This is a genomic window from Flavihumibacter cheonanensis (genome assembly GCF_022352215.1).
GTDB classification, from domain to species: Bacteria; Bacteroidota; Bacteroidia; order Chitinophagales; family Chitinophagaceae; genus Flavihumibacter; species Flavihumibacter cheonanensis.
Genome location: NZ_JAKRWF010000001.1, coordinates 1353445 through 1378605 on the forward strand (window position 1 = coordinate 1353445; position 25161 = coordinate 1378605).

Consider the following 25161-nt stretch of genomic DNA (forward strand, 5'->3'; position numbering starts at 1 on the left):
CAGGTAAAATTTCGGAAGTAAGGCATAACAATCGTTGTGCGAAAGTACAAAATCCTAATTTTACCCATGACCCGAATTGCGCTTTTGTCTGATACACATGGTTACCTCGACCCGCAGCTATTTACACATCTTACAAACTGCGACCAGGTTTGGCATGCCGGGGATTTCGGCAGTCTTCAATTAGCCAAAGAACTGGAGCAACAATCTGGCCTGCCGCTAAAAGGAGTATTTGGCAATATTGACGGCAATGATATCCGCTCGGTTTATCCGGAGGAAAATTGTTTTACCTGTGAACGGGTGGTGGTCTTTATGAAACATATTGGTGGGTATCCGGGCCGTTATGCACCAGGGGTAAAAGCAAGCTTAAAGGAAACGAAGGCCGGTTTATTTATCTCCGGGCATTCCCATATTTTAAAAGTGCAGTTTGATCCGGAATTGAACTGCCTGCACATGAATCCGGGTGCTGCGGGCAAACAGGGTTGGCACCAGGTGAGGACAATGATACGGTTTGAGATTGAGGATAAAGAGATGCGAAATTGTGAAGTGATTGAACTCGGCAAGCGTGGCTGATCTCCGGAAATTAATGTAACTTTTACATCAAACTAACAGCTATTCTATGTCTAACAGTATCAACCGGAGGAACTGGCTGAAACAGTCCACACTGGCAGCACTGGGTATTACTGCTTCCCTTAACAGCCTGGGTGGTGAAGATTATCTGCCCAAAGAGCTTAGCCAACTCCTGCCCAATTCCAATCCATCGCTGATCAACCTGGGCTCCAATGAGAATCCTTATGGATTAGCGCCCCTGGCGAAAAAAGCAATCAGTGAAATGATCGGGCAGGCTCACCGTTATCAATATAATATCCCGCATGTGCAGGAATTCAGAAAACAGCTGGCGGATTATTATGATGTAACGACAGATCACCTGCTACTGACACCCGGCTCCGGAGAAGCGCTCAATCTGCTGGCCCGTCATTATTCAAAAGGCAACCTGGTTACCGCTACTCCAACATTTGGCATCCTACCCAACACGGCAAAGAAAATCGGTGTCCAGGTAAAAGAAATTCCGCTGGATGGTCAACAGGTTCATGATTTGGAAGCCTTGTCAAAAGCTATTGACACTGAAACCGCCCAGGTATATATCTGTAATCCGGCGAATCCGACCGGCACTGTTTTACATCCAGATAAACTGAAAGCATTTTGTGAAGAAGCCAGTAAAAAAACAGTAGTTACGATCGATGAAGCTTATATCGATTTTCTGGATGCACCTTATAACGAGTCAATGCTTTCCCTGGTAAAAAAAGGGAATAAAAACATTGTTATCATCCGGACCTTCTCCAAAATTCACGCTATGGCGGGAATGCGGGTAGGGTTTATCCTGGCGGATCCATCTACGATCAAATCCTTACAGGAAAACTATTTTGGCAACAGTAATTTTTGCATGAATGCGTTATCGCTGACGGCGGCGATGGCCAGCTTGAAAGATACCAGTCACAGTATTCAGTCCAAAAAACTGAATGCAGCAGCCCGACAGTATACAGAAGATGCGTTAAAGCGTTCAGGCTTCACCGTGATACCATCCTATACTAATTTTATTTTTTTTCATTTAAAGCAATACAAAGGTGATTTTGCTGCGGATATGCTGGCAAAGAACATTGTATTGCGATCCAGTGAATTGCCGGATGGCAAATATTGCCGGGTGAGTATTGGCACCCTGGAAGAGATGAAAGCCTTCCTCAAAACCATAGAAGGCATGAAATTCACCTAATAAAAAAGCCCCCGATCACATCGTAATCGGGGGCTTCTCACGTCTCACATCTCACGTCTGACGTCTCACTTCCTAATTCGCAAGCCATCCTCTTCCCAGTTCCTCCCGGAACGGCCAGGGAACAAGAAGCAGAATCAGCAGCAGGGCTGCAATGAAAAGGCCAAATGCTTTTTTGTGTTCAGCTGCACCGGCGGTAGCAGGTTTTCCCTTGGAGCGTCCAACAGTGATCAGGGCAATCACGACCAGCATTCCTACAAAGTGTTCAACTGCGAAGAAGCGTTCCGCAGAGTTCTTCATTACTTCTCCAAAACCTTTGGCCTGGATGAGTTTTAAGCCCCACGGACCAACAAACCACTGGTACAAACCAACCAGCAGGGTGATATGTGCTGAGATCATTAAGAACAGATCTACTTTTCTGTCTGCTGCAGTATAACCTGCTTTCTTGGTCATGCCAGTATAATGTCGATAAATGGCAACCAGCAACAGGATCAGGATGATCCAACGTAAAAAACTGTGTAAATGCAAAAGTCCCGTGTACATATTCTTTGGTTTTGATGATTCAATTATTCCACCCAGTCTGCTACAAATATATTCGTATCGCGCGTACCACCATTATTTCGGTTACTGCAGAATACAATTTTTTTACCGTCGTAGCTGAACATGGCGAAGGCGTCAAAGCCTTTATCGCGACTAATCTTGATCCGGTTGCTGCCATCGCCATTCATCATATAAAGATTAAAGGGAAATCCCCTGCGGTATTCATGGTTGGACGCAAAAAGAATGCGCTTACTATCGGGCATGAATATGGGCGCCCAGTTGGCTTGTCCCAGGCTGGTAATTTGTTTGACATCGGAACCATCTGCGTTAGCAGTAAACACTTCCATATTGGTAGGTGCTACCAGGTGTTCGGCCAGTAATTCTTTGTAGGAGGAGATTTCTTCGGCTGTTTTCGGGCGGCTTGCTCTCCAGATGATTTTTTTGCCATCCGGACTGAACCAGGCTCCCCCATCGTATCCGATATCATGGGTGATGCGCTTTTCTTTACCGGTTTTCAGATCCATGATATAGAGTTCCAGATCGCCATCCTTATCACTGGTATAGATCATCTTTTTACCATCCGGTGAAATGGTGGCTTCTGCATCATATCCTTTGGCATTAGTGAGTTGCTTCACAATAACGCCATTGGTGTCTGCGAGGAAAATATCGTAGGAAGGGTATAAAGGCCAGATATATTTGTTACCATATTTGGAACGGTCCGGAACCGGGGGACAATCTTTTGAACCCAGGTGCGTGGATGCATACACGAAATGTTTGCCATCCGGCAACCAGTAGGCACAGGTGGTTCTGCCTGTTCCGGTACTTACCAGTTTGGGAACAAACACCTCTTCTGGTTTTGTAGGGATTTTGCCGATATATATCTGATCACAGGGAATACCCTCTTTTGCATAGGTTTTCTGAAAAATCAGGTATTTGCCATCGTAACTGAAATAGGCCTCGGCATTATCACCGCCAAAAGTCAGTTGCCGAAGATTTTTAAAATGTGTCTCTTCCGGATAATGTAAGGTATCGGCAATTGGTGCAGGTTGATTCCTGGCGGGGGTACTCTCTTTTGAAAAAAATCCTGAAATAACCGCCAAAAAACCTGCGGCGATCCACGAAATCGAACTCATAATAGCAAGTATTTACCCGGCAAATGTATTGGTATAAACTCATTTTTACTGAAAACCATAGATTTGACAGATGAAATCATGGTTTGCCAGATTACTAATTGGTGTTTGGGCAGTCAGCGTAGCCTGTAACAATTCCAATACTGAAAAGGGGGAAGTTGCTGCTATCCTGACCCAGCCACCCTATCAAACTATTACAGATAGTATAAATGAAGATCCAGGCAATACAGCTTTGTACAAGCGCAGGGCAGCTTTATTGTTGCAACAGGATGAACTTCAGCTGGCCCAGGCTGATCTGACTAAGGCATGGGAGCTTAATCCATCGGAAGAAAGTGCTGAACAATTGGTGAATGTGCTTTTTATGCTGGGAAACAACCGGGAAGCGGTACGTTTCCTGGAGGAACTGATAAAAAAGTACCCTGAAAACACAGGCTTTCAGCGACGCTTAAGCGAAGCGTTGGTAAACAATGGTGCTACAAATGAAGCCATCCTGTCGTACAACAAACTCTTAGCCGAAGATTCTACAAATTTTGAAGCCTGGTATGAAAGAGGATTGCTCTACCTGGAGCAAACAGATACGGCAGCTGCGATTCGCGACCTGGAAAAATCTTATCAGCTACAGCCCTTATTGTTAACCGGACTAACACTGGCCAATATTTATGCTGAGCAGAAGAATGACCGGTCCTTGTTGTTGGCTGACCGGGCAATAGCCCGCGACAGTTTGGGAGAAATGGCTGACCCTTATTTCATCAAGGGAGTTTTTTATGTAAATACCGGTAACAAATCCAAAGCGCTGGAACTTTTCAATACCTGTATCCGGATGAACTGGAAATTCCAGGAAGCCTATGTGGAAAAGGGCATCATTTATTATGAAGCCAATAACCTGGATGAGGCCTTACAGCAATTTAAGCTGGCTGCCACCGTTACTAACACCTATCCGGAAGCCTATTACTGGCAGGGCCGGTGTTATGAAGCACTCGGCATGAAACAGGAGGCATTGCTCAATTATGGAAGGGCCTATTCACTGGATAAAACTTTTAAAGAAGCCATAGAAGGCGCTGAACGGGTTGAAGGAAAAGAATAAATTTACTTACGGAATATTAACCAAGATGATCGTAGCCCCCTCTTTATTAGCCTCCAATTTTCTCCACCTGGAAGCTGAAGCACGAATGTTGAATGAAAGTGAAGCAGACTGGTTTCACCTGGATGTAATGGATGGAAGATTTGTAAACAACATCAGTTTCGGGCTACCCATCATACAGCAACTCCGAAAAACAACACAGAAGCTTTTTGATGTACACTTGATGATCGAAGAGCCTGAAAAGTATACAGAAGCGTTTGCCAGGGCCGGGGCCGATATCCTGACAGTGCATTATGAAGCCTGCCGGCATTTACACAGGAATATTCAACAGATCCGCGATCTTGGAATGATTCCCGGAGTTGCCATCAACCCGCATACGCCGGTTCAACTGCTGCAGGATATACTTCCTGATATCGGACTGGTACTGGTGATGAGTGTCAATCCGGGTTTTGGCGGTCAATCATTCATCCCGCATACCTACCAAAAAGTAAAAACCTTAAGGCAACGGATCGACCAGTTTGGGTTGGATGTGAAAATTGAAATTGATGGAGGGGTTGATCTTTCCAATGCCAAACAGTTAAGTGAAGCAGGTGCCCATGTACTGGTTGCGGGCAGCGCTGTATTTCATGCGCCTGATCCCCGCCAGGTAATTTCATCGCTCAAGCATTGTGACGCCTGATGAAGTGGCTGCCATTCATTTCTTTCCTGGTGTTATTCCTAGTTAACGGTCTGGCATTACAGGCTCAGTTAAAAACAGCACAGCTGAGCGGCAGGATTATTGATCAGGATGACAAACCCATCCCTGCTGTAACCATCACGGTATTAGGGAAAAAACAAGCAGTTCAGTCAAACGACAGCGGCTACTTTCAACTAACGGTTCCGGCTAACCGTGCATTTGCATTGGTATTCAGTCACGCAGGATTTAGTACGCTCCAGCGGAATTTCCTATTAAATGCAGGCGAAAATGAATTTGTTCCCATCCGGATGCTGCCAGGCAAGACAGAACTCGAAGAAGTAACGGTAACGGATGAACGCAGCAGAAGAGAATCAGGCCTTGTTACCATCAATCCCAAACAAGCAATTAATATTCCCTCTCCTGGTGGCGGTATCGAAAGTTTGATCAAGGTATTTGTGGGATCCAACAATGAACTCACATCCAATTATAATGTAAGGGGAGGCAGTTACGATGAGAACCTGATTTATATAAACGATTTTGAAATTTTCCGGCCTTACCTGGTCAGAAATGGGCAGCAGGAAGGACTTAGTTTTATCAACCCGGAAATGACCCGGTCGGTTCAGTTTTACAATGGAGGCTTTCAGGCACGGTATGGCGATAAACTCTCATCCGTTCTTGATATACAATACAAGAAACCAAAAGAACATGGTGGTTCAGCCTATATAGGATTATTGGAGCAGGGATTACAATTGGAAGGCAGTGGGAAGAAAAAACCCTTTACCTATTTAATCGGAGTGCGTAACCGCAACAACCGGAACCTGCTAAGCAGCCAGGAAACCAAAGGAAATTATGTTCCCTCTTCTGCGGATCTGCAGGGATTGTTTACCTGGAAATTTTCAGAAAAATGGTCGGCCGAGTTTTTTGGCAATCTTTCCCGTACCCGTTTTGAACTGGAACCGGCTTTCAGTCAACCCAGCACCTCTGTTTTCTCTCCTTTCTTCACCAGTAATATTGGATTGGATATTTATTTTGAAGGACGTGAAAAAGATCGGTATTCAACCAGTATGGCCGGGCTTTCGGTAACTAAACAGGTAACTAAAAACCTGCGACTGAAATGGCTGGCTTCCTGGTTTGAAAACAAGGAAGCCGAATCCATTGATATTACAGGCGCATACTTATTTGGTGAGCGATCCTTTGATCGCAGTCGTCCGGATTTTGGTTTAATCGTGAACCCATTGGGTGCAGGCGTATTTCAGCAATATGCCCGGAATCAACTTAGAATTAGCGTGCTCAATCTTAGTCATAAAGGAACACTGACCAGGGGAAAGCATTTTCACCAATGGGGCATATCGGTTGACAGGCAACAGGTGTGGGATCGGTTGAGGGAATTTGAATACCAGGATTCCGCTGGATACAGTTTGCCTTATCAGCCGGGCAACCTGTCCTTGTTTAAAAGCCTTCGTTCCGATGCCAACCTGGATATTCACCGGGTGGCTGCTTATTGGCAGGATAATATTTCACTGGGAGATTCATCAGGCACCATCCTTCAACTGGGAGCCCGGATCAATTACAATGACCTGAATAAAGAATGGCTGGTATCACCCCGTGCAGGCATTAGTTGGAAACCTTCCCGCTGGGAAAAGGATATTATCTTCCGTGCGAGTGCAGGCATTTACATGCAACCCGCTTTTTACCGGGAATTGCGACGATATGACGGCAGTCTGAATACCGAGGTAAAAGCCCAAAAAAGCTGGCAGGTAAGTGGTGGATTTGATTATCATTTTCCTGCTTTTAACCAGGTATTGCGATTGAGCACCGAAGCTTATTTTAAATCTTTATGGGATGTTGTGCCCTATGATATTGACAATGTGCGATTGCGTTATTTTGGAGAGAACAATGCGCGCGCCTATGCAACCGGCCTGGAAGCACGACTCTATGGAGAATTGGTAAAAGATGCAGAGAGTTACCTGAGTATCGGGTTCATGCGCACCCGTGAAGACATCAAGGATGATTTCTATTACAAGTACACACTCAATGAACAAAACCAACCTATTGACAGCACTCTGACACAAAATGGTTACCTGCGCAGACCCACCGACCGTTTGCTGACTATTGGGATGTTTTTTCAGGATTATTTGTCCACCAATAAAAATATCAAGGTGTATATCAATGGGCTGTACGGTTCCAACCTGCCTTATAATATTCCCAATTCTGTGCGCTACCGGAATGCGCTGTTCATTGATCCGTATATCCGGATTGACCTGGGCTTCAGTGCTCTGCTGCTCAATAGCGACAAGTCGCGCCGCCGCCGCCATGCGCCTTTCCGGGAATTTGAAAACATCTGGCTCTCCCTTGAAGTGTTTAATTTAATTGACCGCGCCAATACGATTTCCTATCTGCTGATCAAGGATTTCTCCAACACCACCTATGCCATACCCAATCGGCTAACACCCAGGTTATTGAATGTGAAGTTGGTGGGGAGGTGGTAGCATGGAAGATGAAGGAAAGGAAGATGGAGGAAGGGAAGAGGGACAACGGGAGATCTAGGATTACCAGTTTTTATAGAGACGATAGAGTTGGGCCGCGATTTTTCTATAATTACCAAGAAGAAGTTCATATTTTTCTGAAGGAATATAGCCACAATCCATCGAAATTTTAAGTGCGGAAATAGTTTCCTCTGTTGATCCCAAAGCATACACAAATGCCTTCTTTGTTTCATTTGGATAAAAACGTCTGCCCCATCCTTCTGCAATATTCAAAGAAACTGATCTGGCAGCGCGATTTAATTGAGAACATAACGAATATAGCTCCGGAGCAGGAAATTGTTTCGTCAAAGCAAATACTTCCATTGCCAATTCCAGAGATCTCACATAAACATCCATATCCTCAAGTTTTGCAATCATGCAGGTAATTTAAATCCTGCAATTGCTACAAAAAACAGTTTTTCCACCCATCTTCCCCTTCCTTTCTTCCTTTTCTCCATTCTTCCTTTCCCCTTTTTTCCCTTCCTCCTTTCTTCCATTGTTCCATCTTCCATACATTTGCCCCATGACAAAACTCTCAGTCAACATCAATAAAATTGCCACTATTCGGAATAGCCGCGGGGGGAATAATCCGGATGTGGTGAAGGTTGCTAAGGATGTACAATTATTTGGAGCGGATGGCGTAACTGTACACCCAAGGCCGGATGAAAGACATATACGGTATGCAGATGTTCGGGCTATCAAACCGATCATCACTACAGAGTTTAATATTGAGGGCAATTGCAGGGAAGCAAAATTTATTGATCTCGTATTAGAAGTAAAACCACACCAGGTTACGCTGGTACCTGATGCAGAGGGACAAATCACTTCTGACCATGGCTGGAATACACTTGAGCATAAAGAATACCTAAAAGAAATGATCCGGATTTTTAAACAGGCCGGTATTCGCACTTCCATTTTTGTGGACCCGGTAGTGGAGATGGTGGAAGGTGCAGTAGAAACCGGAACCGACAGAATCGAATTGTATACCGAAGGATATGCCCGACTCTTCCCGGAAAACAAAGAAAAAGCGGTTGGCCCTTATGTGCAGGCAGCCAATCGGGCGAAGGAACTGGGACTGGGAATTAATGCCGGTCACGATCTTGATCTCCATAACCTGGGCTATTTTTCCAAACAGATTCCTTTCCTGGATGAAGTTTCTATAGGGCATGCACTGATCTGTGACGCCATCTACCTGGGACTGGAAAACACCATACAGTTGTACCGTCGGCAACTGCAACCCTAATTTTTTTTAAAAATTAAATCCAACAGAAAACCTTTCTCGTAGGTATCCAAAACCAATAAACTGGATACCATGAAAAGGACAACAACACAATTCGTTGCCTGTGCAGCACTGGCAACCCTTATCGGCTTTAGTTCGTGTAAAAAAGAAGACAGCCCGGGTATGGAACCCAAAGGACCGGATGTTGAATTTCTTGTATTAGATGAAGGCAATAAACTGGTTCGGTTTAATGCATCAGCGCCCCGCATGCCCATCAGTTCCCTTGCTATTAATGGATTACAGGAAGGAGAATCGTTGCTGGCAATAGATTTCCGGCCTGCTACCGGTCAGCTATATGCGCTGAGTAATACAAGCAGGCTACTGGTAATCAATCAAACTACAGGCAATACCAATGCCATCGGTACTATGCCCTTTAGTCCGGTGTTAGCTAGTACAATTGCAGGATTTGATTTCAATCCAACTGTTGATCGCATCCGCATTGTTACAAGCAATGGACAGAACCTACGCGTACATCCCGAAACTGGTGCTGTTGTTGCAACGGATGGAGCAATAAATGGAGTGAGTAATGCAATGATTACAGCAGTGGCTTATACCGATAGCAAAGCCGGAACCAGCACCACTACCCTTTTTGACATCGATACCGAAACAGATATGCTGTACAAGCAGGATCCACCCAACAACGGAACCCTGGTTGCTGTTGGAAAACTGAATAATGATTTTAGTGGTGAGGTTGGATTTGATATTAGTCCGGATAACAGCGCTGCATTGGCTGTCAACAATAAAAACGGCAAAGCAGAGCTGTACCGGATTGATCTGACCACAGGTAAATCAATGAAAATTGGTGAATTAATGGGAGTAAACAATCCGATGGGATTAGCCATCCCGACAGATCCTGTAGCATATGCTATCGGTGGTGGCATCAACCTGCTCATCTTTGACCCTACCGATCCCATGCCTGTAACAAAAGCAATAACCGGACTTCAACCAGATGAAACCATTGTAGGAATCGATTTCAGGCCAGCTAACGGTGCCCTATATGCGCTGGGTAGCAGTAGCAGACTTTATGTATTAAACACTTCCAATGGAGCTGCAACGGTGGTTGGTACTACAGCCTTCAGTACTGCCTTATCCGGAATGCACTTTGGATTTGATTTTAATCCAACTGTAGACAGAATCAGGGTGGTAAGTAATACCGGACAGAATCTACGCCTTAATCCCAATGATGGTTCTGTTGCTGCCGTTGATGGTAATCTTAATCCTGGAATGCCTTCCGTGAGTGGTGCTGCTTATACTAATAATATACCAGGAGCTACGGCTACCATTTTGTACGATCTGGATTGCGGAACTGATAAACTCTACAAGCAGGATCCTCCCAATAATGGAACATTAGTTGAAGTAGGTTCAGTTGGAATCAATTTTGAAAACGCGGATGGATTTGATATAGGCGGTCAGTCGGGCAAAGCATGGGCCATTCTGACAGTAAACGGGAGCTCGAAACTCTATGAAATCAATCTCAATACCGGGGCAGCCACCCCATCAGGTAATTACAGTTTTAGCGGAACCGTCCATGGATTTACAGTAGGACTAGGTTTTTAGACTTACACTGATACCACAACGCAGGCCGGTTCATTCCTGAACCGGCATTTTTATAAACTAAACCAATAGGTGAATTTTGCGACCAGGGCGCGGTTCTTAACTGACATATACTCGGGGAGGTAGTTATCGGTATATACAATGAAAAAATCGGAGGCTGGTTTATAACGCCACTGTAATCGGGTATTCAGATTGACATTTTTGGTTTGCTCATTATACTGTCCGAATGCAGTAAAGTAAAAATTATTGGTGAGTGTGACATCCACTCTTGGTCCGACCAGCCAGAAACTTCTCCTTCCCCAGCTACCCGGCACCCGAATATCATTATAGGTACTGCTCATCGTGATACCCACATAGGGCTGAAAGCGATAACCAAATTCACTGGTCAGTTGGAGTCGGCTTCCATCATTGTAATAGCCACCGTATCGAATATTCGCAGCATAGGTAAACAGGCTCTTGGGCTTGGAAATATATTCGATATAAGCAGTATTGAAATGGTGCTGTGTGCCGGTTGCCAGTGAGTCAGACCCTGTATTGGTCGGATCAAAAGGCATCAGCAATTCAATATAGGTTTTCGATACGTAGGCATTCAGCACTGCCTGGTTTCGAAAATTGGTGCGATAGGTCAGACTGTGTTCATAATCTGTTTTTCTACCTTGTTCATTGGTATAATAAATGGTTTGAAGCAAAGGACCATGACTGAGAACAGGAGATTTTTTCGGAAAAAATAAATAACCAGCCTGGGGATTGAATTTGAGGTAGCCGGTCCGTGGTACATATCCTACCTCGGCCTGGAAATCCTTTCCTACATATTCATGTTGCCAGGATAAAAACAATTGGCGACTGGTATAATTCAGATTGGCAGCAGTGGTGATGGTACGATTACCACCAACCGGACTAAAAGATTTCAACACCAGCGCCTTACCAGTCCAGTAGTTACCGGGAGAAGCCAGGTTGTATTCCAATCCCAGGGTTCTGTTGTATTGCCGGTGCTCCGGAGTTACAGGATCCTTATCCGGTTCATAATTGATGGATTGCTTATTGACAAACAGGAACCCGATATTGGATCTTGAAAAAACTTTACGCTGCAATGATAACACTGCAAAATTCTGAACCGGCAAATCCCGTTCCGGAACTGATTTTGTTTGCATATCCATCAGGCCAATGCGCCAGTCTTTGTTCAGTTTACCACTGAGACGGGCACCAAACTGGATGGGCACATTCAGACCGATTCGCCTTGAGAAAAACGGGCGGATGTTTGCATAACCGAAGTTGCCGAAGATGTCTGCATTCTCTAAAAAGAATTGCCTTCGTTCCGGAAAAAACAATTCAAAGCGATCCAGGTTGGTCACCTGACGGTCCACTTCCACCTGGGAGAAATCCGGGTTAACAGTAAGATCCAGGTTGAGTGAAGAAGTAATACTGATCTTGGCATCAGCTCCAATATCTTTTCTATACTCAGTGGGTGTTCCCTTGTCATAATCTTTGGAGAGACCACCAAGCACATAGGGAATCAATGAAATATTGGCTCCGGTTGAAGGTGGTGGTGCATCCCATACAAGATTACCTGTATAGGCGAGTGAAACAGTAGGAAACTGCCTGGGAACGGGTGCCCAGCTGCTCTTTTCAAAAGCTTGCAAATCATTCCGGCTAAAATTGATACCCCAGTTGGTAATTCCTTTTTTGTAGCGAATCGTTTTAAAAGGAACAGCTGCTTCAAAGACCCAGCGATCCTCGTAGTTGACAACTTTGGAAATCCATTTATGATCCCAGCTGAGATCCATTTTACCACCTTCGTAAATAAAACCATCCCATTGTGCACCTGCTGCATTGGCACCAAATGAAAATCCGCTGGTCTGATCTTCAAAGGGATCAAAGAAAAACAGGAAGTTGTCATTTTTCTGAAAAGCAAAATCTCTTCGCAAAGACTCTACTACATAGTTACCAGTGTTGCCATGATAACACACTGCAACCAGGTAAATGAAATGATCATCGTAACTCATCTGTACTTCCGTTTTGATATTGGCAAAACTGGTATCCATGGGAAGTACCATGAAAAAATCACGCGCCTTATCAGCTTCCTGCCAGGCTGCATCATTTACGATACCATCAATCTTAACGGGTTGCGAAGTTTTCCGAATGGAAAGATTGTACTTGTTATTAACCTTCTGTGCGAAAACAACATTTGTCAATAGTAAACAGCTGCCTGCTAACTGGAGCCACCTTAAAAAATTCATGCCGGGTTGTAATTATGCTGGTACTGGAATCCTGAGTGTGTATGTATGCAGCGTGTGCCTGAAATTAGGACAAATCCTGTAATTCAGCAACTTGGATACTTTTTGTTGAACTTAATCCATGCCGGATTGTTGTTTGACTCAGATTATTATATTTTGATATGAAACTATCCTTTCCTATGCGCATTTATTTGAGCTTATTATGTTGTCTTTTGATTTCTAACACAGTACTGGCTCAATCCACCGGTTCTATCAGCGGTACCATTTTGGATAGAAATACGCAAAAGCCTGTAATCGGAGCATCGGTTGAAGTACAACCTTCCAAAACAGGAACCAGCACAGATTCACTCGGAAGATTCCGGATTACCGGCTTAACACCCGGTTCTTATTCTCTCCGCATAACTGCAATAGGATTTGCAGCAAAAACCCTGACCAACCTGGTAATCACAACCGGAAACGAAAACAACCTGAATATTGAACTGGATCCTGCAGGGGAAAATTTAAGTGAGGTTATTGTAAGTGGCAAACGTGCATCGGCCCGGGCTACCAGCCTCGAGTCTCCTTTAAGTATACAACGATTAACTACAGAAGAAATCAAGGCCAACCCAGGTGGCAACTTTGATATTAGTCGGGTTATCCAGTCCCTGCCAGGAGTTGGAGGTGGAGTTGGTGGAGGTGGTTTTCGTAATGATATCATCATCCGTGGTGGCGCACCCAGTGAAAATGTATTTTACCTGGATGGAATTGAAGTTCCACTGATAAACCATTTTGGCACACAGGGAAGCGGTGGTGGTCCTCAGGGAATTCTGAACGTGAGTTTTATTGAAGATGTCAAACTCAGCAGTTCGGCATTTGATGCCAGGTATGATAATGCCTTGAGCAGTGTGTTTCAATTCAAACAAAAAAATGGCAACCCCAACCGGCTGCAGGGAAATATCAGACTAAGTGCAACTGAACTGGCTGCTACTTTTGATGGTCCGATCAGTCCGAAAACAACCTTCCTGGCAAGTGCTCGTCGCAGTTATTTACAATTGCTATTCCAGGCCCTTGATCTTCCGATCCGTCCCAATTACTGGGATTTTCAATTCAAAACCAACACCCGGATCAATGACAAAACTACGTTGCAGGTATTAGGCATAGGAGCTATTGATGAGTTCCGCTTTGCTGCACCTAAAGAAGCTACTCCGGAAAAACTCTATGCGGTGAACAGCAGTCCGTTGATCAATCAATGGAACTATACAGTTGGAGCCAGCTTAAAGCGATTGACAGACCGTGGTTTCTGGACGCTATCCCTTAGTCGCAATACCCTCAATAACCGGGCAGATAAATATGAAGACAATGAGAACCCATCAGAGGGCACCCGAACATTTCGGATCAATAGCCAGGAAACGGAGAACAAACTTCGGTTCGACCAGACCGTTAGTATTGATAAATGGAAAATTACCTATGGTGCTTCTGCTCAGTATGTACAGTTCGGCAATGATTTTTACCAGCTCTTTCGTCCGGCGCTGACGGATGAACAGGGTAACCAGATTCAGCCTGCTGAAGAACTGCGAACGGATACACAATTAGACTTTCTGCGATATGGTGCCTTCGTTCAAACGGGCCGCAGATTTTGGGAAAACCGGCTGGCAATAAGTGCAGGTATGCGGATAGATGGAAACTCAGCCAGCAACAGTGTCGCTAATCCATTGAAACAATGGAGTCCGCGCATCAGTGCGAGCCTGGCGTTGGCACCCGACTGGAATTTCAGTGCCAGTTATGGATTGTATTACCGGTTGCCAAGTTATACCCAGCTTGCATTTGAAGCAAGCCAGACAGGTAGGATGAACCCGGGAGATTATATCCGAAGCAGACACCTGGTAGCTGGTTTTGAATGGCTGCCCTCCAACAATACCCGATTTACACTGGAAGGATTTTATAAAAAATATTCCAATTATCCGATCAGCATTCTGGATGGAATCAGTTTGGCCAACAAGGGAACAGAATTTGGAGCCGTAGGCAATGAACCAGTTGTGCAGGATGGTGAAGGAAAAGCGTATGGGATTGAGTTTTTTGCACAGCAAAAACTAAGTAAACGATTCTTTGGAGTGCTGAGTTATACTTTTTACCGTTCTGAGTTTACCGGATTGAATTCAGAATGGATCAGATCCAGCTGGGATAACCGTCACCTCTTAAGTTTGACAGCAGGATACAAGCTCAATCGCAACTGGGAGATTGGCTTAAAATTCCGTTACCAGGGTGCGGCACCTTACACGCCCTTTGACTTAACCGCCAGCCAATTGAATTATTTAACATTGGGAACTGGTGTATTTGATTTTAGTCAGACCAATACATTGGAACTTCCTGCCTTTCATGCAAGTGATATCCGGATTGATAAAAAATGGAACCTGCGCCGGTTTACACTGGATCTGTACCTGGATATCCAGAACTGGTACAATTCAAAAAATCCGGGCATTCCACAATATACTTTCCAGCGAACTGCCGATAACAGCGGGTTCCAGACTACGGATGGTCAACCGATCCGGCAAAATGGAAGTAATGCTATTCCGGTGATATTGGCTAACAATGACGGGAGGTTACTGCCGACCTTAGGGTTTATTGTGGAGTTTTGAGGAAGGGAGAAGGGGGGAAACGAAGAAAGGAGGAAAGGAAGATAGTCTTCCATTCCTCCCTCTTCCCCTCTTCCTTTACTCCCGTGTTTACTGCTCCTTGCACCCCAACAGCTCACATAACTTACTCTGCAATTCTTCTCCCCTGAGGTTTTTGCCAATGATGATACCATTGGGGTCGATCAGCAAATTCTGCGGGATCGATTGAATTTTATATTGAAGTGCGACTGCATTTTGCCAATAGTTAAGATCACTGACCTGGGTCCAGTCGAGTTTATCGTCTTTGATTGCTTTCAGCCATTTCTCCTTGTTATTATCAAGGGAAACTCCCAATACAGTGAAATTTTTGTTTTTAAACCGATCATGCGCCAATACCACATTCGGGTTTTCCTGCCTGCAGGGCCCACACCAGCTGGCCCAAAAATCAATCAAAACATATTTGCCCCGGAAAGAAGACAAACTAACCGGCGTACCGGAAGGATCATTTTGCGTGAATTCAAGAGCAGGTGAACCTATCCGGCCAATCTTACTGTCTGTAATTCTGGCTTCCAGGAAACGTCCATAAAAACTGGACTTTACCTCAGGTGTAAATCTGGTAAAACTTTTTTCAACCAGGTCAGGATTTTCAACTACCTGCATAATGGTTGCCCACATAAAGGGAGCCACAACCTGGTCTTTCTTTTCATCAGCAAATTTTTCACCGGCTGCTGCAAGGTTGTCAACCAACTGTCGATACAACTGCATCAGACTATCGTTAATACCAGACTTGTTCGCGGCCTGCGAGAGCTCCGAATATTTTCTAAAATAGGGTTCGAATTGTTGCTGAAATGCGATAAAGCCATCATGCGCAACAGACCCCTCCAATTTCAACTGCTGAATGGCATTGACATCTCCTGTAAGTTTCATTTTTTTGTTTTCCAGGAATAACAATCCTTTTTTATCGGAAGGCAGGAAGGAAATGTTATACAATTTCACATCTGCAATAGCTCCATTCAATTTGAACTGGTTTTGCCTGGAAACAGCCCTGGCCAGGGTATCCGATGGATTGTCGGGATCAGTAATGACTACGACAGATTTATCAGGGAGTCCGGTTATAGTTCCTTCAATCTGGAAACCTTGCTGGGAATAGCTTTCGACGCCTCCAAAAACCAGGGCAACCAGCGGCGCTATACGGAATAACAAGTTCATAAGAGTACTTTATTTAGCGTGACGATCCTTCAAAATATCAATTACATCCTGCAGCTTAAAACCTTTCGCATTCAGCAAGATGAGGTAATGAAAAAGCAGATCCGCAGATTCATTTAAGAACAGCGCATCGTTATTGTCCTTGGCTTCAATTACCGTTTCTACTGCTTCCTCTCCTACTTTTTGCGCGATTTTATTCAAGCCTTTTGAGAACAGTTTCGCTACATAGGAGGAATCAGGAGAAGCCTGTTTACGCAGATCGATAATATCTTCCAGGTAAAAGAGAAAATCTTCCGCGTGATTTCGTTCACTCCAGCAGGTATCTGCGCCGGTATGGCAAGTTGGTCCCAGGGGATTTGCCTTTATCAGCAAGGTATCCTGATCACAATCCACTGCCATGGATTTTAATTCCAGGAAATGACCACTCTCCTCTCCTTTTGTCCAGAGCCGGTTTTTAGAGCGGCTATAAAAAGTCACTTTTCCGGTCTCTTCTGTTCGCCTGAGGGCCTCTTCGTTCATGAATCCCAGCATTAATACCTTTTGGGTAGTATGATCCTGAATAATTGCCGGAACCAAGCCATCTGTATATTTCTGAAAATCAACTTTCATACTTTCAAATGTACTCAATTTTAAAGCTACCCGATTCGAACCGGGATTCCCGAAACAGCCAGGCTGTTTTTTAAATCCGGGATAGCCACTTCTTTAAAATGAAAAATACTGGCTGCCAATGCAGCATCTGCATGTGCCTTTTCAAACACCTCCACGAAATGCTCCACCGTACCACCACCCCCACTTGCGATTACCGGAACCGGTAGCCGGTTTGCCAATGTTCCGGTAATATCCAATGCAAATCCTTGTTTGGTTCCATCGTGATTCATGGACGTGAGCAGGATTTCGCCCGCCCCCAATGCAACTGCCTCTTCCGCCCAGTCAATGCAACGTCGGTCGGTTTTGGTACGCCCCCCATTGAGGTACACATACCATTCTCCATCTTCTTCCAGGCGGGTATCAATAGCCAGCACCACACACTGGCTGCCAAATTGTTTGGCAAGTTCTGCTATCAAAGCCGGACGTTTAAAAGCTGCTGTATTAACCGAAATTTTATCTGCCCCGTTTTGCAAAAGCAGGCTTACATCTTCCACACTGCTGATGCCACCACCAACCGTGAAGGGAATATTAATCTGGTGACTGATTCGGTTGACCAGCTCGCTTAATGTCTTTCTTTTTTCAACCGTAGCAGTAATGTCCAGGAAAACCAGCTCATCGGCACCCTGTTCGGCATAAAGCCTTCCCAGTTCAACCGGATCACCAGCATCCCGAAGGTCAACAAAGTTGGTTCCTTTCACAGTGCGACCATCTTTGATATCCAGGCAGGGAATGATACGTTTTGTAAGCATGTCAGTTTCTTTTTTGTTCATTAAACCGGGTCAGTTCAGGCAGCGAGATCCGGTTCTCATAAATGGCTTTCCCCACAATGGCTCCACTACATCCAATTGATGCAAGCGCCTCGAGGTCAGTCCTATTGCTCACACCTCCACTGGCGATTAACCCCAGATCAGGATACAATTCAAGAATGGACGCATACAGGTTGGTAGCCGGACCTTCCAATTTGCCATCCTTACTTACATCGGTACAGAAAATCTGTTTAACGCCCTTTGACAGATAGTTTCCAATAAACTCACGGATAGGAATATCCGTAGTTTCCAGCCATCCCGAAATGGCGATTTTTTCCTCCTTCACATCTGCGCCCAATAAAAACTTATCGGCCCCATACGTATTTATCCATTCAACAAAAAGAGCTTCCTGTTTTACAGCCAGGCTCCCGATAGTAGCCAATGCAGCACCTGATTCAAAAACTATTTTCAGGTCCTCTTCTTTTTTAATTCCACCGCCGAAATCAATTACCAAGCCTGTTTTTCCAGCCAGTTCTTCCAACACTTTCCAGTTTTTTACAGCGCCTGCTTTCGCACCATCCAGATCTACCAGGTGCAGTCTTGCCAATCCCGCATCCTCAAACTGTTTCGCCACTTCCAGTGGGCGTTCGTTATAAATTGTTTTTTGCGCATAATCACCCTGGGTCAACCGTACACATTTTCCATCTATTAAATCTATTGCAGGAATTATTTCCATTATCGCAGCGCTTTTTTTATGATGATATAATCAATTCCATTTTTTTGCCATGTATCCCCATCCTGACAAAAGCCAAAACGTTCGTAAAACCTAAGAGCAGAAACCCGGGCGTTACACCAGATAACCGCATAGCCTTGTGATACTGCATATTTTATTACTTCCTGCAGTAATTGTGAACCATATCCTTTTCCCTGGTCTTTTACCAGTGTAGCAAATTTCCGGAATTGCAGGGACCTGCCATATTTCAGACTGTTAAAAAGGGAGATAACGGACACCATTTTCTCACTTGCAAAAAGACCCCAATGGATAGCCTCTTCATCGCCTGCAATTTGCGCCAGCTCTGCAGCTTGGCCGGGATACATGACTTCCTGGCGAATCGGCAAAACCCATTCGAGCGGAATCGATTTGATTTCAAGTTTAGACTGTATCATTTGGGAGAAGCCGTTTTAAGAGTACGCAGCTTTTCTACTGTCTTCACAATTGCAGTTATAGCGATATCAATATCCTTCGCGGTAGTTCTGTAATTAACAAGTGCCGCACGAATACAGGACTCACCTTTATATACCGATGGCGTCATAAAAACCAGGCCATCCTGATTCAATTCGTTTAATAATGCTGGAATAGTCAGGCCGTTGGTTGTTTGAGGATCCGGTTGAAAGCAAACCGTATTCAATCTAACTGGAGCGAGTAACCGAAAATATCCGGTTTCCAAAAGTCTGGAACCGAATTCATTAGCAAGTGTAATGCAATTCTCTACCAACTCCCGGTAACCGGCTTTACCATAAGCCATCAGGCTGAACCAAACCGGAAGAGCCCTGAAACGCCTGCTATTCTCCGGCACATAATTGAGGTAGGAAAATTGTTCCCAGGGATTTCCCAGGTAAGGCGCTGCTGAGTTCTGAAAACTTTGTACCTGGTAAACGGCATGTTCTTTCCGCGTAAAGATCATAGCGCTGTCATAAGGAACATTCAACCATTTGTGAAAATCAACGGTGATGCTATCCGCCATTTCCCAGCCCGTTAACAGGTGCGCATGCTTTTCAGAAAGCGCTGCAAACGCTCCAAAAGCAGCATCAATATGAATCCAGCAAGTACGGGTTTGTTTGATTCGAGCAATTGCTGCCAGGTCATCAAAATCTACACTATTTACTGTTCCACCACTGGCAATCAGGATGAAGGGCTGAGTAGGATCAGCAGGCAGCTTTTCCAGTAAGACTTTAACATCCATTGCTTCTCTATCCGGCAAAGTGGGAATGATTTCTATGTTGGCGCTGCCCATACCCAACATCGCCAATGCTTTCAGACTACTGGAATGGGGAGCTGCTGAATAAACAGGTATGGATACCCGAAGACCGTCACGGGCTATATCCTGACCCACTTGTTGCCCGGCCCACTGCCTGGCCACGGCCAATCCGGTGAAATTGGCCATGGTAGCGCCTGTTACAAATGCACCCATAAAATTTTCCGGCAAACCGAAGAGCTCAAGCAGTAAGGTAACCGTTTGCATTTCCAATAAGGCGGAAGCATCTCCAATCCCGGTGGATAATTGCGCATTCTGATCAAATACGGAACTAAGCCAGTCGCCCAGTATGGCTGCCGGCGTTCCCCCCCCGGTAACAAAACCCCAATATCGGGGTCCCGAGCTCGCAACGATATAAGGATAAAAAAGATGGTTGAATTGAGTCAGTGTATCCAAGGCACCGGCCCCCCTTTCTGGTAATGAAGGCCAGTTTAATACGCCCGGATGAGAAGTAGTTGCCCGATCCGGAAGTTCTTTCAGATAAGCAGCACCTGCATCTTTTGCAGCTTCCAGAATTTCAGCCAGCCGATGCAGGTCTTCCTGAATAACCACGCTCATATCTTTTCGATAAAGTTTTTTAAAATCTGTTCTCCAACAGTCGCCGATTTTTCCGGGTGAAACTGTACGCCATAAAAATTATTACGGTGCAAGGCAGAACTATACGGCTTGAGGTAATCTGTTGTGGCAATAGTATCCGGACCAATCGCTGCATAAAAACCATGTACAAAATAACAATAGCTGTTTTCCGGCACTCCTTCAAAAAGCCGGGTCCGTAAATCAGTAATCGTATTCCATCCCATCTGTGGAATTTTATAGTTATGCACTTCCGCTTCCGGAAGGGCTGCTTTTAATGAATGAAAAGACTGAACATATTCTTCAAAAATTCCCAGGCATTCTGTATCGTTCTCTGCGGAATGTGTACACATTAATTGCATTCCCAGGCAGATACCCAGTACAGGTTGCTGCAATTCTTTGATCAGCTGATCCAGTTTGCGTTCGCGCAGGTACTGCATAGCCGTACTGGCTTCTCCTACACCCGGAAAAATAATTTTATCAGCTTTCCGCAGGACATCCAGATCATCTGTCACGGTTGCTGTTGCACCAATTCTTTCAAGTGCATAAAGTACACTCTGAATATTCCCTGCATTGTATTTTACGATGGCTATATTCATGCTCACAGACTAAATTATTGTACTTAAAAATGCTTTGGTAACAGAACCTACATCACTTGTTCCTTCCAATGCTTTGATATAGGCAGTTCCAATGATGGCTCCATTTGCATGTGCACAGGCTGCATCAAAACTTTCGCGGTCCTTTATACCGAAACCAACCAATACGGGATTGGTTAACTGATAGGATTCCAGACGCTGCAAATAATCCTTCACACTAGTCATTTGTTTGTTGGATCCGGTTGTTGAGGAAGAAGAAACCGCGTATAAAAATCCGGTACTGAGACCATCCAGCTTTTTAACTCTATTTTCAGCCGTTTCCGGGGTTACCAGGAAAATAAAATCCAATCCATATTTTCTGATAATGGCGCCATACTCTGATTCAAATTCATATTCTGGCAAATCGGGCAGAATTAACCCATCTACTCCAACACTTGCTGCATCTGCGCAAAAGCGTTCAAATCCATATTGCAATACCGGATTCATATATCCCATCAGTATAACGGGAACAGTTATGCGATCCCGAAATCCATCCAGTTGTTCAAACAACCGCGAAATGGTCATACCATTTTCAAGAGCTATAGCACTGCTATGCTGAATAACAGGACCATCGGCGAGTGGATCACTATAAGGCATACCCAGCTCAATCAGGTCGGCCCCGTTTGCCTCTAAGGATTCCATTACTGGCAGCGTGCTGTTGAGTTCAGGATAACCGGCAGTGCAGTATACATTTAATACCCGTTTATGCTTTTTTTGAAATAAACTTTGAATTCTGCTCATATCAATATTCTTAACTCGTCAGTATTTTTTCCATTTTAATATCAGATCTTTTGTAAATCGAATTACCAACCGGTATTTCAACAAATCCGAATTTCCTGTACAAATGAATGGCAGCTCCCAGTTTGGAATGAGAATACAACTGTAGCAGGTTGGCTCCCTTTTCTTTTGCTATTGCGATGGCATGCTGAACCAGCAAATGTCCTGTATGACGGCCCTGAAAAGCTGTATCCACCGCCATTTTGGACAGTTCAAAACAATCGGCAGCGGATTTGATCAGCGCATAACAACCGATTACCTGCTCATTTAACAAAGCGAAATAGATAAATCCTCCTTTATCCAGGTAATAGGTACGAGGATTACTCAGCATTTCTTCATCCACCGGCTCCACTTCGAAATAGGTTTCCAGCCAGGTCTCATTTAACCGTTTAAAATCGGGTGCCCAGCGATCTTCAAAAGGTTCTATCCTTATCATTTCTTTCATCAGATGCCCGTCATTTCCATTTGTTTCATATAGGTGGCAAGATCTTTATCACCTCTGCCGCTCAGGCAAATCACTACCTGGTCTGTCGGTTTTAATGACAACTGAGACAGAGCGGAAAATGCATGTGCGGTTTCCAAAGCTGGAATAATTCCTTCTGTTCTTGCCACATCAAAAGCAGCACGCAGAGCATCCTCATCGGTTACAGCCAGGAAATGTCCTCTTCCACTATCAAATAAATTGGCATGCAAGGGCCCGATTCCCGGGTAATCGAGGCCGGCTGATATGCTATGCGGCTCCACCACCTGACCATCTTCCGTTTGCATAACCAGGCTCTTGCTGCCATGCAATACCCCCGGTTTACCCAGAGCCGTAGTTGCAGCAGACAGGCCACTGTTTACGCCATGGCCAGCCGCTTCAACTGCAACCAGTTGAACAGTCAGTTCATCCAGAAAATGATAAAAAGCACCTGCTGCATTACTTCCTCCACCTACACAGGCAATTACATGGGTGGGCAGCTCGGAACCGGTTTTTTCTTTTAGCTGCCAGCGGGTTTCTTCACTGATTACACTCTGAAACCTGGCCACCATATCCGGATAAGGATGAGGCCCCACCACACTTCCTATAATGTAATGCGTGTCTGAAGGATTGTTGATCCAGTCGCGGATAGCTTCATTGGTAGCGTCTTTCAAAGTTTTACTTCCACTGGTGGCAGGCACTACTTTTGCACCTAACATCCGCATGCGGGCAACATTGGGTGCCTGCCTTTCAATATCTTTTTCACCCATATAAACAATACACTCTACCCCTTTCAACGCGCAGACCGTAGCTGTTGCAACACCATGCTGCCCAGCACCAGTTTCCGCGATGATCCTGTTTTTACCCAGCTTTTGTGCCAGCAGGATTTGACCAATGGTATTGTTGATCTTGTGTGCACCAGTGTGGCAGAGATCCTCCCTTTTCAGGTAGATATTGGTACCATGGGCAGCACTTAATCGTTTCGCAAAATAAAGTGGGGTTGGCCTTCCAACATAATCGCGCAGCAGGTCTCTGAACTCCAACTGGAAGGATGGCTCCTGCATGATTTCCAGGTAACGCGACTGTAATTCTTCCACATTCGGATGCAACATCTCTGGAATATAAGCACCACCAAATCGTCCATAGTAGCCGTGCACATCTGGCTGTTGATAGGTTTGCATATTCATTTTCGTATTAGTCGTTCAATTGTTTGATAAATTTTTGAACCATTTTCAAGTCTTTCACACCGGGACTTGTTTCGAACCGGCTATTAATATCCACAGCAAAAAGCGCTTTGGCTTCGGGTTGGGTTGAAAATTCTTTCAATGCACCCACATCATCCGGTTCAATTCCTCCACTCAGAAAATAAGGTTTTCCGATCTGTTGTGATTTCAACATGCTCCAATCGAATTTTTTTCCTGTACCGCCATAGCCCACTCCCATTGTATCAAAAAGAAACATATCACACACATCCAGATAGGGTTTGATCATCCATTCAATGCTGTCGTTTTCGCTAAGTCGGAACGCTTTTACCACTGATACATAATCTGCTATTTTTTCGCAGTACTTTGGTGATTCATCCCCATGTAGTTGAACCATATGAAGCCGGCATTCATCCACCATCTGAATCACTTCTTCCACACCCGAATTCACAAACACCCCCACTTTGTTGATCTTTTTTTCTTTTTTCAGTTCATTCGTTGTCAGGTACCGGAGCACATATCGGGGGCTCCTTGGATAAAAAATAAAACCGGCGAATGTAGCCCCCAGTTCCTCCAGTTGATCTACCTGTTGCAGCTGGGTCATACCACAAACCTTTACTCTCATCATGCAATTTCTTTTTTTAAGTGTTAAGTTTTCTTCAATTGACATGTTAGTAGGTAATCACGGGAGTATCAGTCCCAGAGGATTAACCAACTTTAGTTGTATTTAACTCCTGAATAAATAGTTCAAATGCTTTTGCAGGATCGGCAGCTTTCATAAACTGCTCTCCAATCAAAAACCCATCGAACCCATTTTCCCTGAACAGTTGAATAGTGGAAATTTTATCGATTCCGCTTTCTGCCACTTTAATAGCATGCGAAGGCAGTTTGGCTGCCATCTCCAGGCTTTTTTCAATATTGACTTCAAAGGTTTTCAGGTTTCGGTTATTGATTCCAATGATGGGTGTAAACTCATTCACGTGTCCCAGTTCTTCCTCATCGTGTAATTCCAGTAACACACTTAATTGCAGTTCAGCTGCGAGCATGGCCAATTTTCTTGTTTCTTGCGGTGTCAGGCAGGCTGCAATGAGCAGGATAACATCCGCACCTATCGACCTGGCTTCATAAATCTGGTAAGAATCAATTATAAAATCTTTTCTTAGCAAGGGTATGTTCAGAGACCGTGCATCCATCAGATCCTGGGAAGAACCTCCAAAAAATTCTGTATCTGTTAAAATAGAGATAGCTGATGCACCCAATCTGGCATAAGCTGCTGTAACATCCCGCAGATCCGCCGTTCCATTGATGATGCCTTTGGAGGGTGATTTCCGTTTGAATTCAGCAATGATGCCGGTTTTGGAAGGATCTTTTAAAAATTTAGCCAAAGAAAAAGTTGTTCTGTGAAAATGCTCTTTTTTTTCGAGTACATCCTGCGGTTGCCTGCGCTTACGCTCTTCTACTTCCTTTCGTTTGGCAGCTACTATAGTATCAAGAATATTCATG

At 44.6% G+C, this 25161-nt stretch carries 25 protein-coding genes; 8 read left to right on the forward strand and 17 right to left on the reverse strand.

Going from position 1 to position 25161, the window contains the following annotated elements:
* Positions 1 to 66 precede the first annotated feature (66 nt).
* Together MD536_RS06015 and MD536_RS06020 are read left to right on the forward strand one after the other, a co-directional pair.
* Positions 67 to 570, forward strand: coding sequence for a metallophosphoesterase family protein (locus MD536_RS06015; RefSeq protein ID WP_239596729.1), 504 nt, complete (start codon positions 67 to 69; stop codon positions 568 to 570).
* Between the two features lie 46 nt (positions 571 to 616).
* Positions 617 to 1768, forward strand: a complete 1152-nt coding sequence (locus tag MD536_RS06020) for a pyridoxal phosphate-dependent aminotransferase (RefSeq protein WP_239596732.1) — start codon at positions 617 to 619, stop codon at positions 1766 to 1768.
* Between the two features lie 72 nt (positions 1769 to 1840).
* Here the strand turns inward: MD536_RS06020 and MD536_RS06025 are convergent, their stop codons facing one another.
* The gene (locus MD536_RS06025; protein WP_239596733.1) at positions 1841 to 2308 is read right to left on the reverse strand and encodes a hypothetical protein; all 468 of its coding nucleotides are present in this window, start codon (positions 2306 to 2308) and stop codon (positions 1841 to 1843) included.
* Positions 2309 to 2331: 23 nt separating this feature from the next.
* Positions 2332 to 3438, reverse strand: coding sequence for a TolB family protein (locus MD536_RS06030; RefSeq protein WP_239596736.1), 1107 nt, complete (start codon positions 3436 to 3438; stop codon positions 2332 to 2334).
* A 70-nt stretch (positions 3439 to 3508) separates the two neighbouring features.
* Here MD536_RS06030 and MD536_RS06035 point away from each other — a divergent pair, with 70 nt between their 5' ends.
* The 3 genes from MD536_RS06035 to MD536_RS06045 are packed head-to-tail and all read left to right on the forward strand — an operon-like array spanning position 3509 to position 7681.
* On the forward strand, positions 3509 to 4519 hold the full coding sequence (locus tag MD536_RS06035) for a tetratricopeptide repeat protein (RefSeq protein ID WP_239596738.1): 1011 nt from the start codon (positions 3509 to 3511) through the stop codon (positions 4517 to 4519).
* Positions 4520 to 4544: 25 nt separating this feature from the next.
* Positions 4545 to 5195 carry a ribulose-phosphate 3-epimerase gene (gene rpe, locus MD536_RS06040; RefSeq protein ID WP_239596741.1) on the forward strand — a complete coding sequence of 217 codons (651 nt, stop codon included), beginning with the start codon at positions 4545 to 4547 and terminating at the stop codon, positions 5193 to 5195.
* Between the two features lie 29 nt (positions 5196 to 5224).
* Positions 5225 to 7681, forward strand: coding sequence for a carboxypeptidase-like regulatory domain-containing protein (locus tag MD536_RS06045; protein ID WP_239596742.1), 2457 nt, complete (start codon positions 5225 to 5227; stop codon positions 7679 to 7681).
* Between the two features lie 60 nt (positions 7682 to 7741).
* Here MD536_RS06045 and MD536_RS06050 read toward each other — a convergent pair whose 3' ends face one another.
* Together MD536_RS06050 and MD536_RS06055 are read right to left on the reverse strand one after the other, a co-directional pair.
* A complete protein-coding gene (locus MD536_RS06050; RefSeq protein ID WP_239596744.1) occupies positions 7742 to 8095 on the reverse strand; it encodes a four helix bundle protein in 354 nt (117 codons plus the stop codon).
* The gene (locus tag MD536_RS06055; RefSeq protein WP_239596746.1) at positions 8092 to 8247 is read right to left on the reverse strand and encodes a hypothetical protein; all 156 of its coding nucleotides are present in this window, start codon (positions 8245 to 8247) and stop codon (positions 8092 to 8094) included. The genes MD536_RS06050 and MD536_RS06055 overlap by 4 nt, the downstream gene beginning before the upstream one ends.
* On the opposite strand from MD536_RS06055, the gene MD536_RS06060 reads away from it, so the two are divergent.
* Both MD536_RS06060 and MD536_RS06065 read left to right on the forward strand, forming a co-directional pair.
* Complete coding sequence (locus MD536_RS06060) at positions 8241 to 8960, forward strand: pyridoxine 5'-phosphate synthase (RefSeq protein WP_239596748.1); 720 nt, start codon at positions 8241 to 8243, stop codon at positions 8958 to 8960. The two genes, MD536_RS06055 and MD536_RS06060, sit on opposite strands and share 7 nt — an antisense overlap.
* A gap of 69 nt (positions 8961 to 9029) precedes the next feature.
* A complete protein-coding gene (locus MD536_RS06065; RefSeq protein ID WP_239596750.1) occupies positions 9030 to 10553 on the forward strand; it encodes a DUF4394 domain-containing protein in 1524 nt (507 codons plus the stop codon).
* Between the two features lie 50 nt (positions 10554 to 10603).
* Here MD536_RS06065 and MD536_RS06070 read toward each other — a convergent pair whose 3' ends face one another.
* A complete protein-coding gene (locus MD536_RS06070) occupies positions 10604 to 12787 on the reverse strand; it encodes a carbohydrate binding family 9 domain-containing protein (RefSeq protein ID WP_239596752.1) in 2184 nt (727 codons plus the stop codon).
* Positions 12788 to 12963: 176 nt separating this feature from the next.
* Between MD536_RS06070 and MD536_RS06075 the strand changes: the two genes are divergently transcribed.
* Positions 12964 to 15399 carry a TonB-dependent receptor gene (locus tag MD536_RS06075; RefSeq protein WP_239596754.1) on the forward strand — a complete coding sequence of 812 codons (2436 nt, stop codon included), beginning with the start codon at positions 12964 to 12966 and terminating at the stop codon, positions 15397 to 15399.
* 87 nt (positions 15400 to 15486) lie between these two features.
* On the opposite strand, the gene MD536_RS06080 is transcribed toward MD536_RS06075, so the two are convergent.
* From MD536_RS06080 to trpC, 12 genes are all read right to left on the reverse strand, one after another.
* Complete coding sequence (locus MD536_RS06080; RefSeq protein ID WP_239596755.1) at positions 15487 to 16584, reverse strand: TlpA disulfide reductase family protein; 1098 nt, start codon at positions 16582 to 16584, stop codon at positions 15487 to 15489.
* A 9-nt stretch (positions 16585 to 16593) separates the two neighbouring features.
* Entirely contained in the window at positions 16594 to 17190 is a 597-nt protein-coding gene (gene hisIE / locus MD536_RS06085; protein ID WP_239596757.1) for a bifunctional phosphoribosyl-AMP cyclohydrolase/phosphoribosyl-ATP diphosphatase HisIE, read from the reverse strand.
* A gap of 26 nt (positions 17191 to 17216) precedes the next feature.
* Positions 17217 to 17978, reverse strand: coding sequence for an imidazole glycerol phosphate synthase subunit HisF (hisF, locus tag MD536_RS06090; protein WP_239596758.1), 762 nt, complete (start codon positions 17976 to 17978; stop codon positions 17217 to 17219).
* 1 nt (position 17979) lies between these two features.
* Positions 17980 to 18711, reverse strand: a complete 732-nt coding sequence (hisA, locus tag MD536_RS06095; RefSeq protein WP_239596760.1) for a 1-(5-phosphoribosyl)-5-[(5-phosphoribosylamino)methylideneamino]imidazole-4-carboxamide isomerase — start codon at positions 18709 to 18711, stop codon at positions 17980 to 17982.
* The gene (locus MD536_RS06100) at positions 18711 to 19142 is read right to left on the reverse strand and encodes a GNAT family N-acetyltransferase (RefSeq protein WP_239596762.1); all 432 of its coding nucleotides are present in this window, start codon (positions 19140 to 19142) and stop codon (positions 18711 to 18713) included. The genes hisA and MD536_RS06100 overlap by 1 nt, the downstream gene beginning before the upstream one ends.
* Complete coding sequence (locus MD536_RS06105) at positions 19139 to 20569, reverse strand: pyridoxal phosphate-dependent decarboxylase family protein (RefSeq protein ID WP_239596764.1); 1431 nt, start codon at positions 20567 to 20569, stop codon at positions 19139 to 19141. The genes MD536_RS06100 and MD536_RS06105 overlap by 4 nt, the downstream gene beginning before the upstream one ends.
* Complete coding sequence (hisH, locus tag MD536_RS06110) at positions 20566 to 21183, reverse strand: imidazole glycerol phosphate synthase subunit HisH (protein ID WP_239596766.1); 618 nt, start codon at positions 21181 to 21183, stop codon at positions 20566 to 20568. The genes MD536_RS06105 and hisH overlap by 4 nt, the downstream gene beginning before the upstream one ends.
* A 9-nt stretch (positions 21184 to 21192) precedes the next feature.
* The gene (gene trpA / locus MD536_RS06115) at positions 21193 to 21960 is read right to left on the reverse strand and encodes a tryptophan synthase subunit alpha (RefSeq protein WP_239596768.1); all 768 of its coding nucleotides are present in this window, start codon (positions 21958 to 21960) and stop codon (positions 21193 to 21195) included.
* Between the two features lie 10 nt (positions 21961 to 21970).
* The gene (locus MD536_RS06120) at positions 21971 to 22441 is read right to left on the reverse strand and encodes a GNAT family N-acetyltransferase (RefSeq protein ID WP_239596769.1); all 471 of its coding nucleotides are present in this window, start codon (positions 22439 to 22441) and stop codon (positions 21971 to 21973) included.
* On the reverse strand, positions 22441 to 23637 hold the full coding sequence (gene trpB, locus MD536_RS06125; RefSeq protein WP_438839264.1) for a tryptophan synthase subunit beta: 1197 nt from the start codon (positions 23635 to 23637) through the stop codon (positions 22441 to 22443). The genes MD536_RS06120 and trpB overlap by 1 nt, the downstream gene beginning before the upstream one ends.
* Before the next feature lie 13 nt (positions 23638 to 23650).
* The gene (locus MD536_RS06130) at positions 23651 to 24286 is read right to left on the reverse strand and encodes a phosphoribosylanthranilate isomerase (RefSeq protein WP_239596772.1); all 636 of its coding nucleotides are present in this window, start codon (positions 24284 to 24286) and stop codon (positions 23651 to 23653) included.
* Between the two features lie 79 nt (positions 24287 to 24365).
* Positions 24366 to 25160, reverse strand: coding sequence for an indole-3-glycerol phosphate synthase TrpC (gene trpC / locus MD536_RS06135; protein ID WP_239596773.1), 795 nt, complete (start codon positions 25158 to 25160; stop codon positions 24366 to 24368).
* Position 25161: the final 1 nt, after the last annotated feature.

What these genes read in the sequence shown, in the direction of transcription:
- MD536_RS06015 (WP_239596729.1), top strand. Translation starts at nt 67, where the DNA reads ATGACCCGAATTGCGCTTTTGTCTGATACACATGGTTACCTCGACCCG.
- MD536_RS06020 (WP_239596732.1), top strand. Translation starts at nt 617, where the DNA reads ATGTCTAACAGTATCAACCGGAGGAACTGGCTGAAACAGTCCACACTG.
- MD536_RS06025 (WP_239596733.1), bottom strand. Translation starts at nt 2,308, where the DNA reads ATGTACACGGGACTTTTGCATTTACACAGTTTTTTACGTTGGATCATC.
- MD536_RS06030 (WP_239596736.1), bottom strand. Translation starts at nt 3,438, where the DNA reads ATGAGTTCGATTTCGTGGATCGCCGCAGGTTTTTTGGCGGTTATTTCA.
- MD536_RS06035 (WP_239596738.1), top strand. Translation starts at nt 3,509, where the DNA reads ATGAAATCATGGTTTGCCAGATTACTAATTGGTGTTTGGGCAGTCAGC.
- rpe (WP_239596741.1), top strand. Translation starts at nt 4,545, where the DNA reads ATGATCGTAGCCCCCTCTTTATTAGCCTCCAATTTTCTCCACCTGGAA.
- MD536_RS06050 (WP_239596744.1), bottom strand. Translation starts at nt 8,095, where the DNA reads ATGATTGCAAAACTTGAGGATATGGATGTTTATGTGAGATCTCTGGAA.
- MD536_RS06060 (WP_239596748.1), top strand. Translation starts at nt 8,241, where the DNA reads ATGACAAAACTCTCAGTCAACATCAATAAAATTGCCACTATTCGGAAT.
- MD536_RS06065 (WP_239596750.1), top strand. Translation starts at nt 9,030, where the DNA reads ATGAAAAGGACAACAACACAATTCGTTGCCTGTGCAGCACTGGCAACC.
- MD536_RS06070 (WP_239596752.1), bottom strand. Translation starts at nt 12,787, where the DNA reads ATGAATTTTTTAAGGTGGCTCCAGTTAGCAGGCAGCTGTTTACTATTG.
- MD536_RS06075 (WP_239596754.1), top strand. Translation starts at nt 12,964, where the DNA reads ATGCGCATTTATTTGAGCTTATTATGTTGTCTTTTGATTTCTAACACA.
- MD536_RS06080 (WP_239596755.1), bottom strand. Translation starts at nt 16,584, where the DNA reads ATGAACTTGTTATTCCGTATAGCGCCGCTGGTTGCCCTGGTTTTTGGA.
- hisIE (WP_239596757.1), bottom strand. Translation starts at nt 17,190, where the DNA reads ATGAAAGTTGATTTTCAGAAATATACAGATGGCTTGGTTCCGGCAATT.
- hisF (WP_239596758.1), bottom strand. Translation starts at nt 17,978, where the DNA reads ATGCTTACAAAACGTATCATTCCCTGCCTGGATATCAAAGATGGTCGC.
- hisA (WP_239596760.1), bottom strand. Translation starts at nt 18,711, where the DNA reads ATGGAAATAATTCCTGCAATAGATTTAATAGATGGAAAATGTGTACGG.
- MD536_RS06100 (WP_239596762.1), bottom strand. Translation starts at nt 19,142, where the DNA reads ATGATACAGTCTAAACTTGAAATCAAATCGATTCCGCTCGAATGGGTT.
- MD536_RS06105 (WP_239596764.1), bottom strand. Translation starts at nt 20,569, where the DNA reads ATGAGCGTGGTTATTCAGGAAGACCTGCATCGGCTGGCTGAAATTCTG.
- hisH (WP_239596766.1), bottom strand. Translation starts at nt 21,183, where the DNA reads ATGAATATAGCCATCGTAAAATACAATGCAGGGAATATTCAGAGTGTA.
- trpA (WP_239596768.1), bottom strand. Translation starts at nt 21,960, where the DNA reads ATGAGCAGAATTCAAAGTTTATTTCAAAAAAAGCATAAACGGGTATTA.
- MD536_RS06120 (WP_239596769.1), bottom strand. Translation starts at nt 22,441, where the DNA reads ATGAAAGAAATGATAAGGATAGAACCTTTTGAAGATCGCTGGGCACCC.
- trpB (WP_438839264.1), bottom strand. Translation starts at nt 23,637, where the DNA reads ATGCAAACCTATCAACAGCCAGATGTGCACGGCTACTATGGACGATTT.
- MD536_RS06130 (WP_239596772.1), bottom strand. Translation starts at nt 24,286, where the DNA reads ATGATGAGAGTAAAGGTTTGTGGTATGACCCAGCTGCAACAGGTAGAT.
- trpC (WP_239596773.1), bottom strand. Translation starts at nt 25,160, where the DNA reads ATGAATATTCTTGATACTATAGTAGCTGCCAAACGAAAGGAAGTAGAA.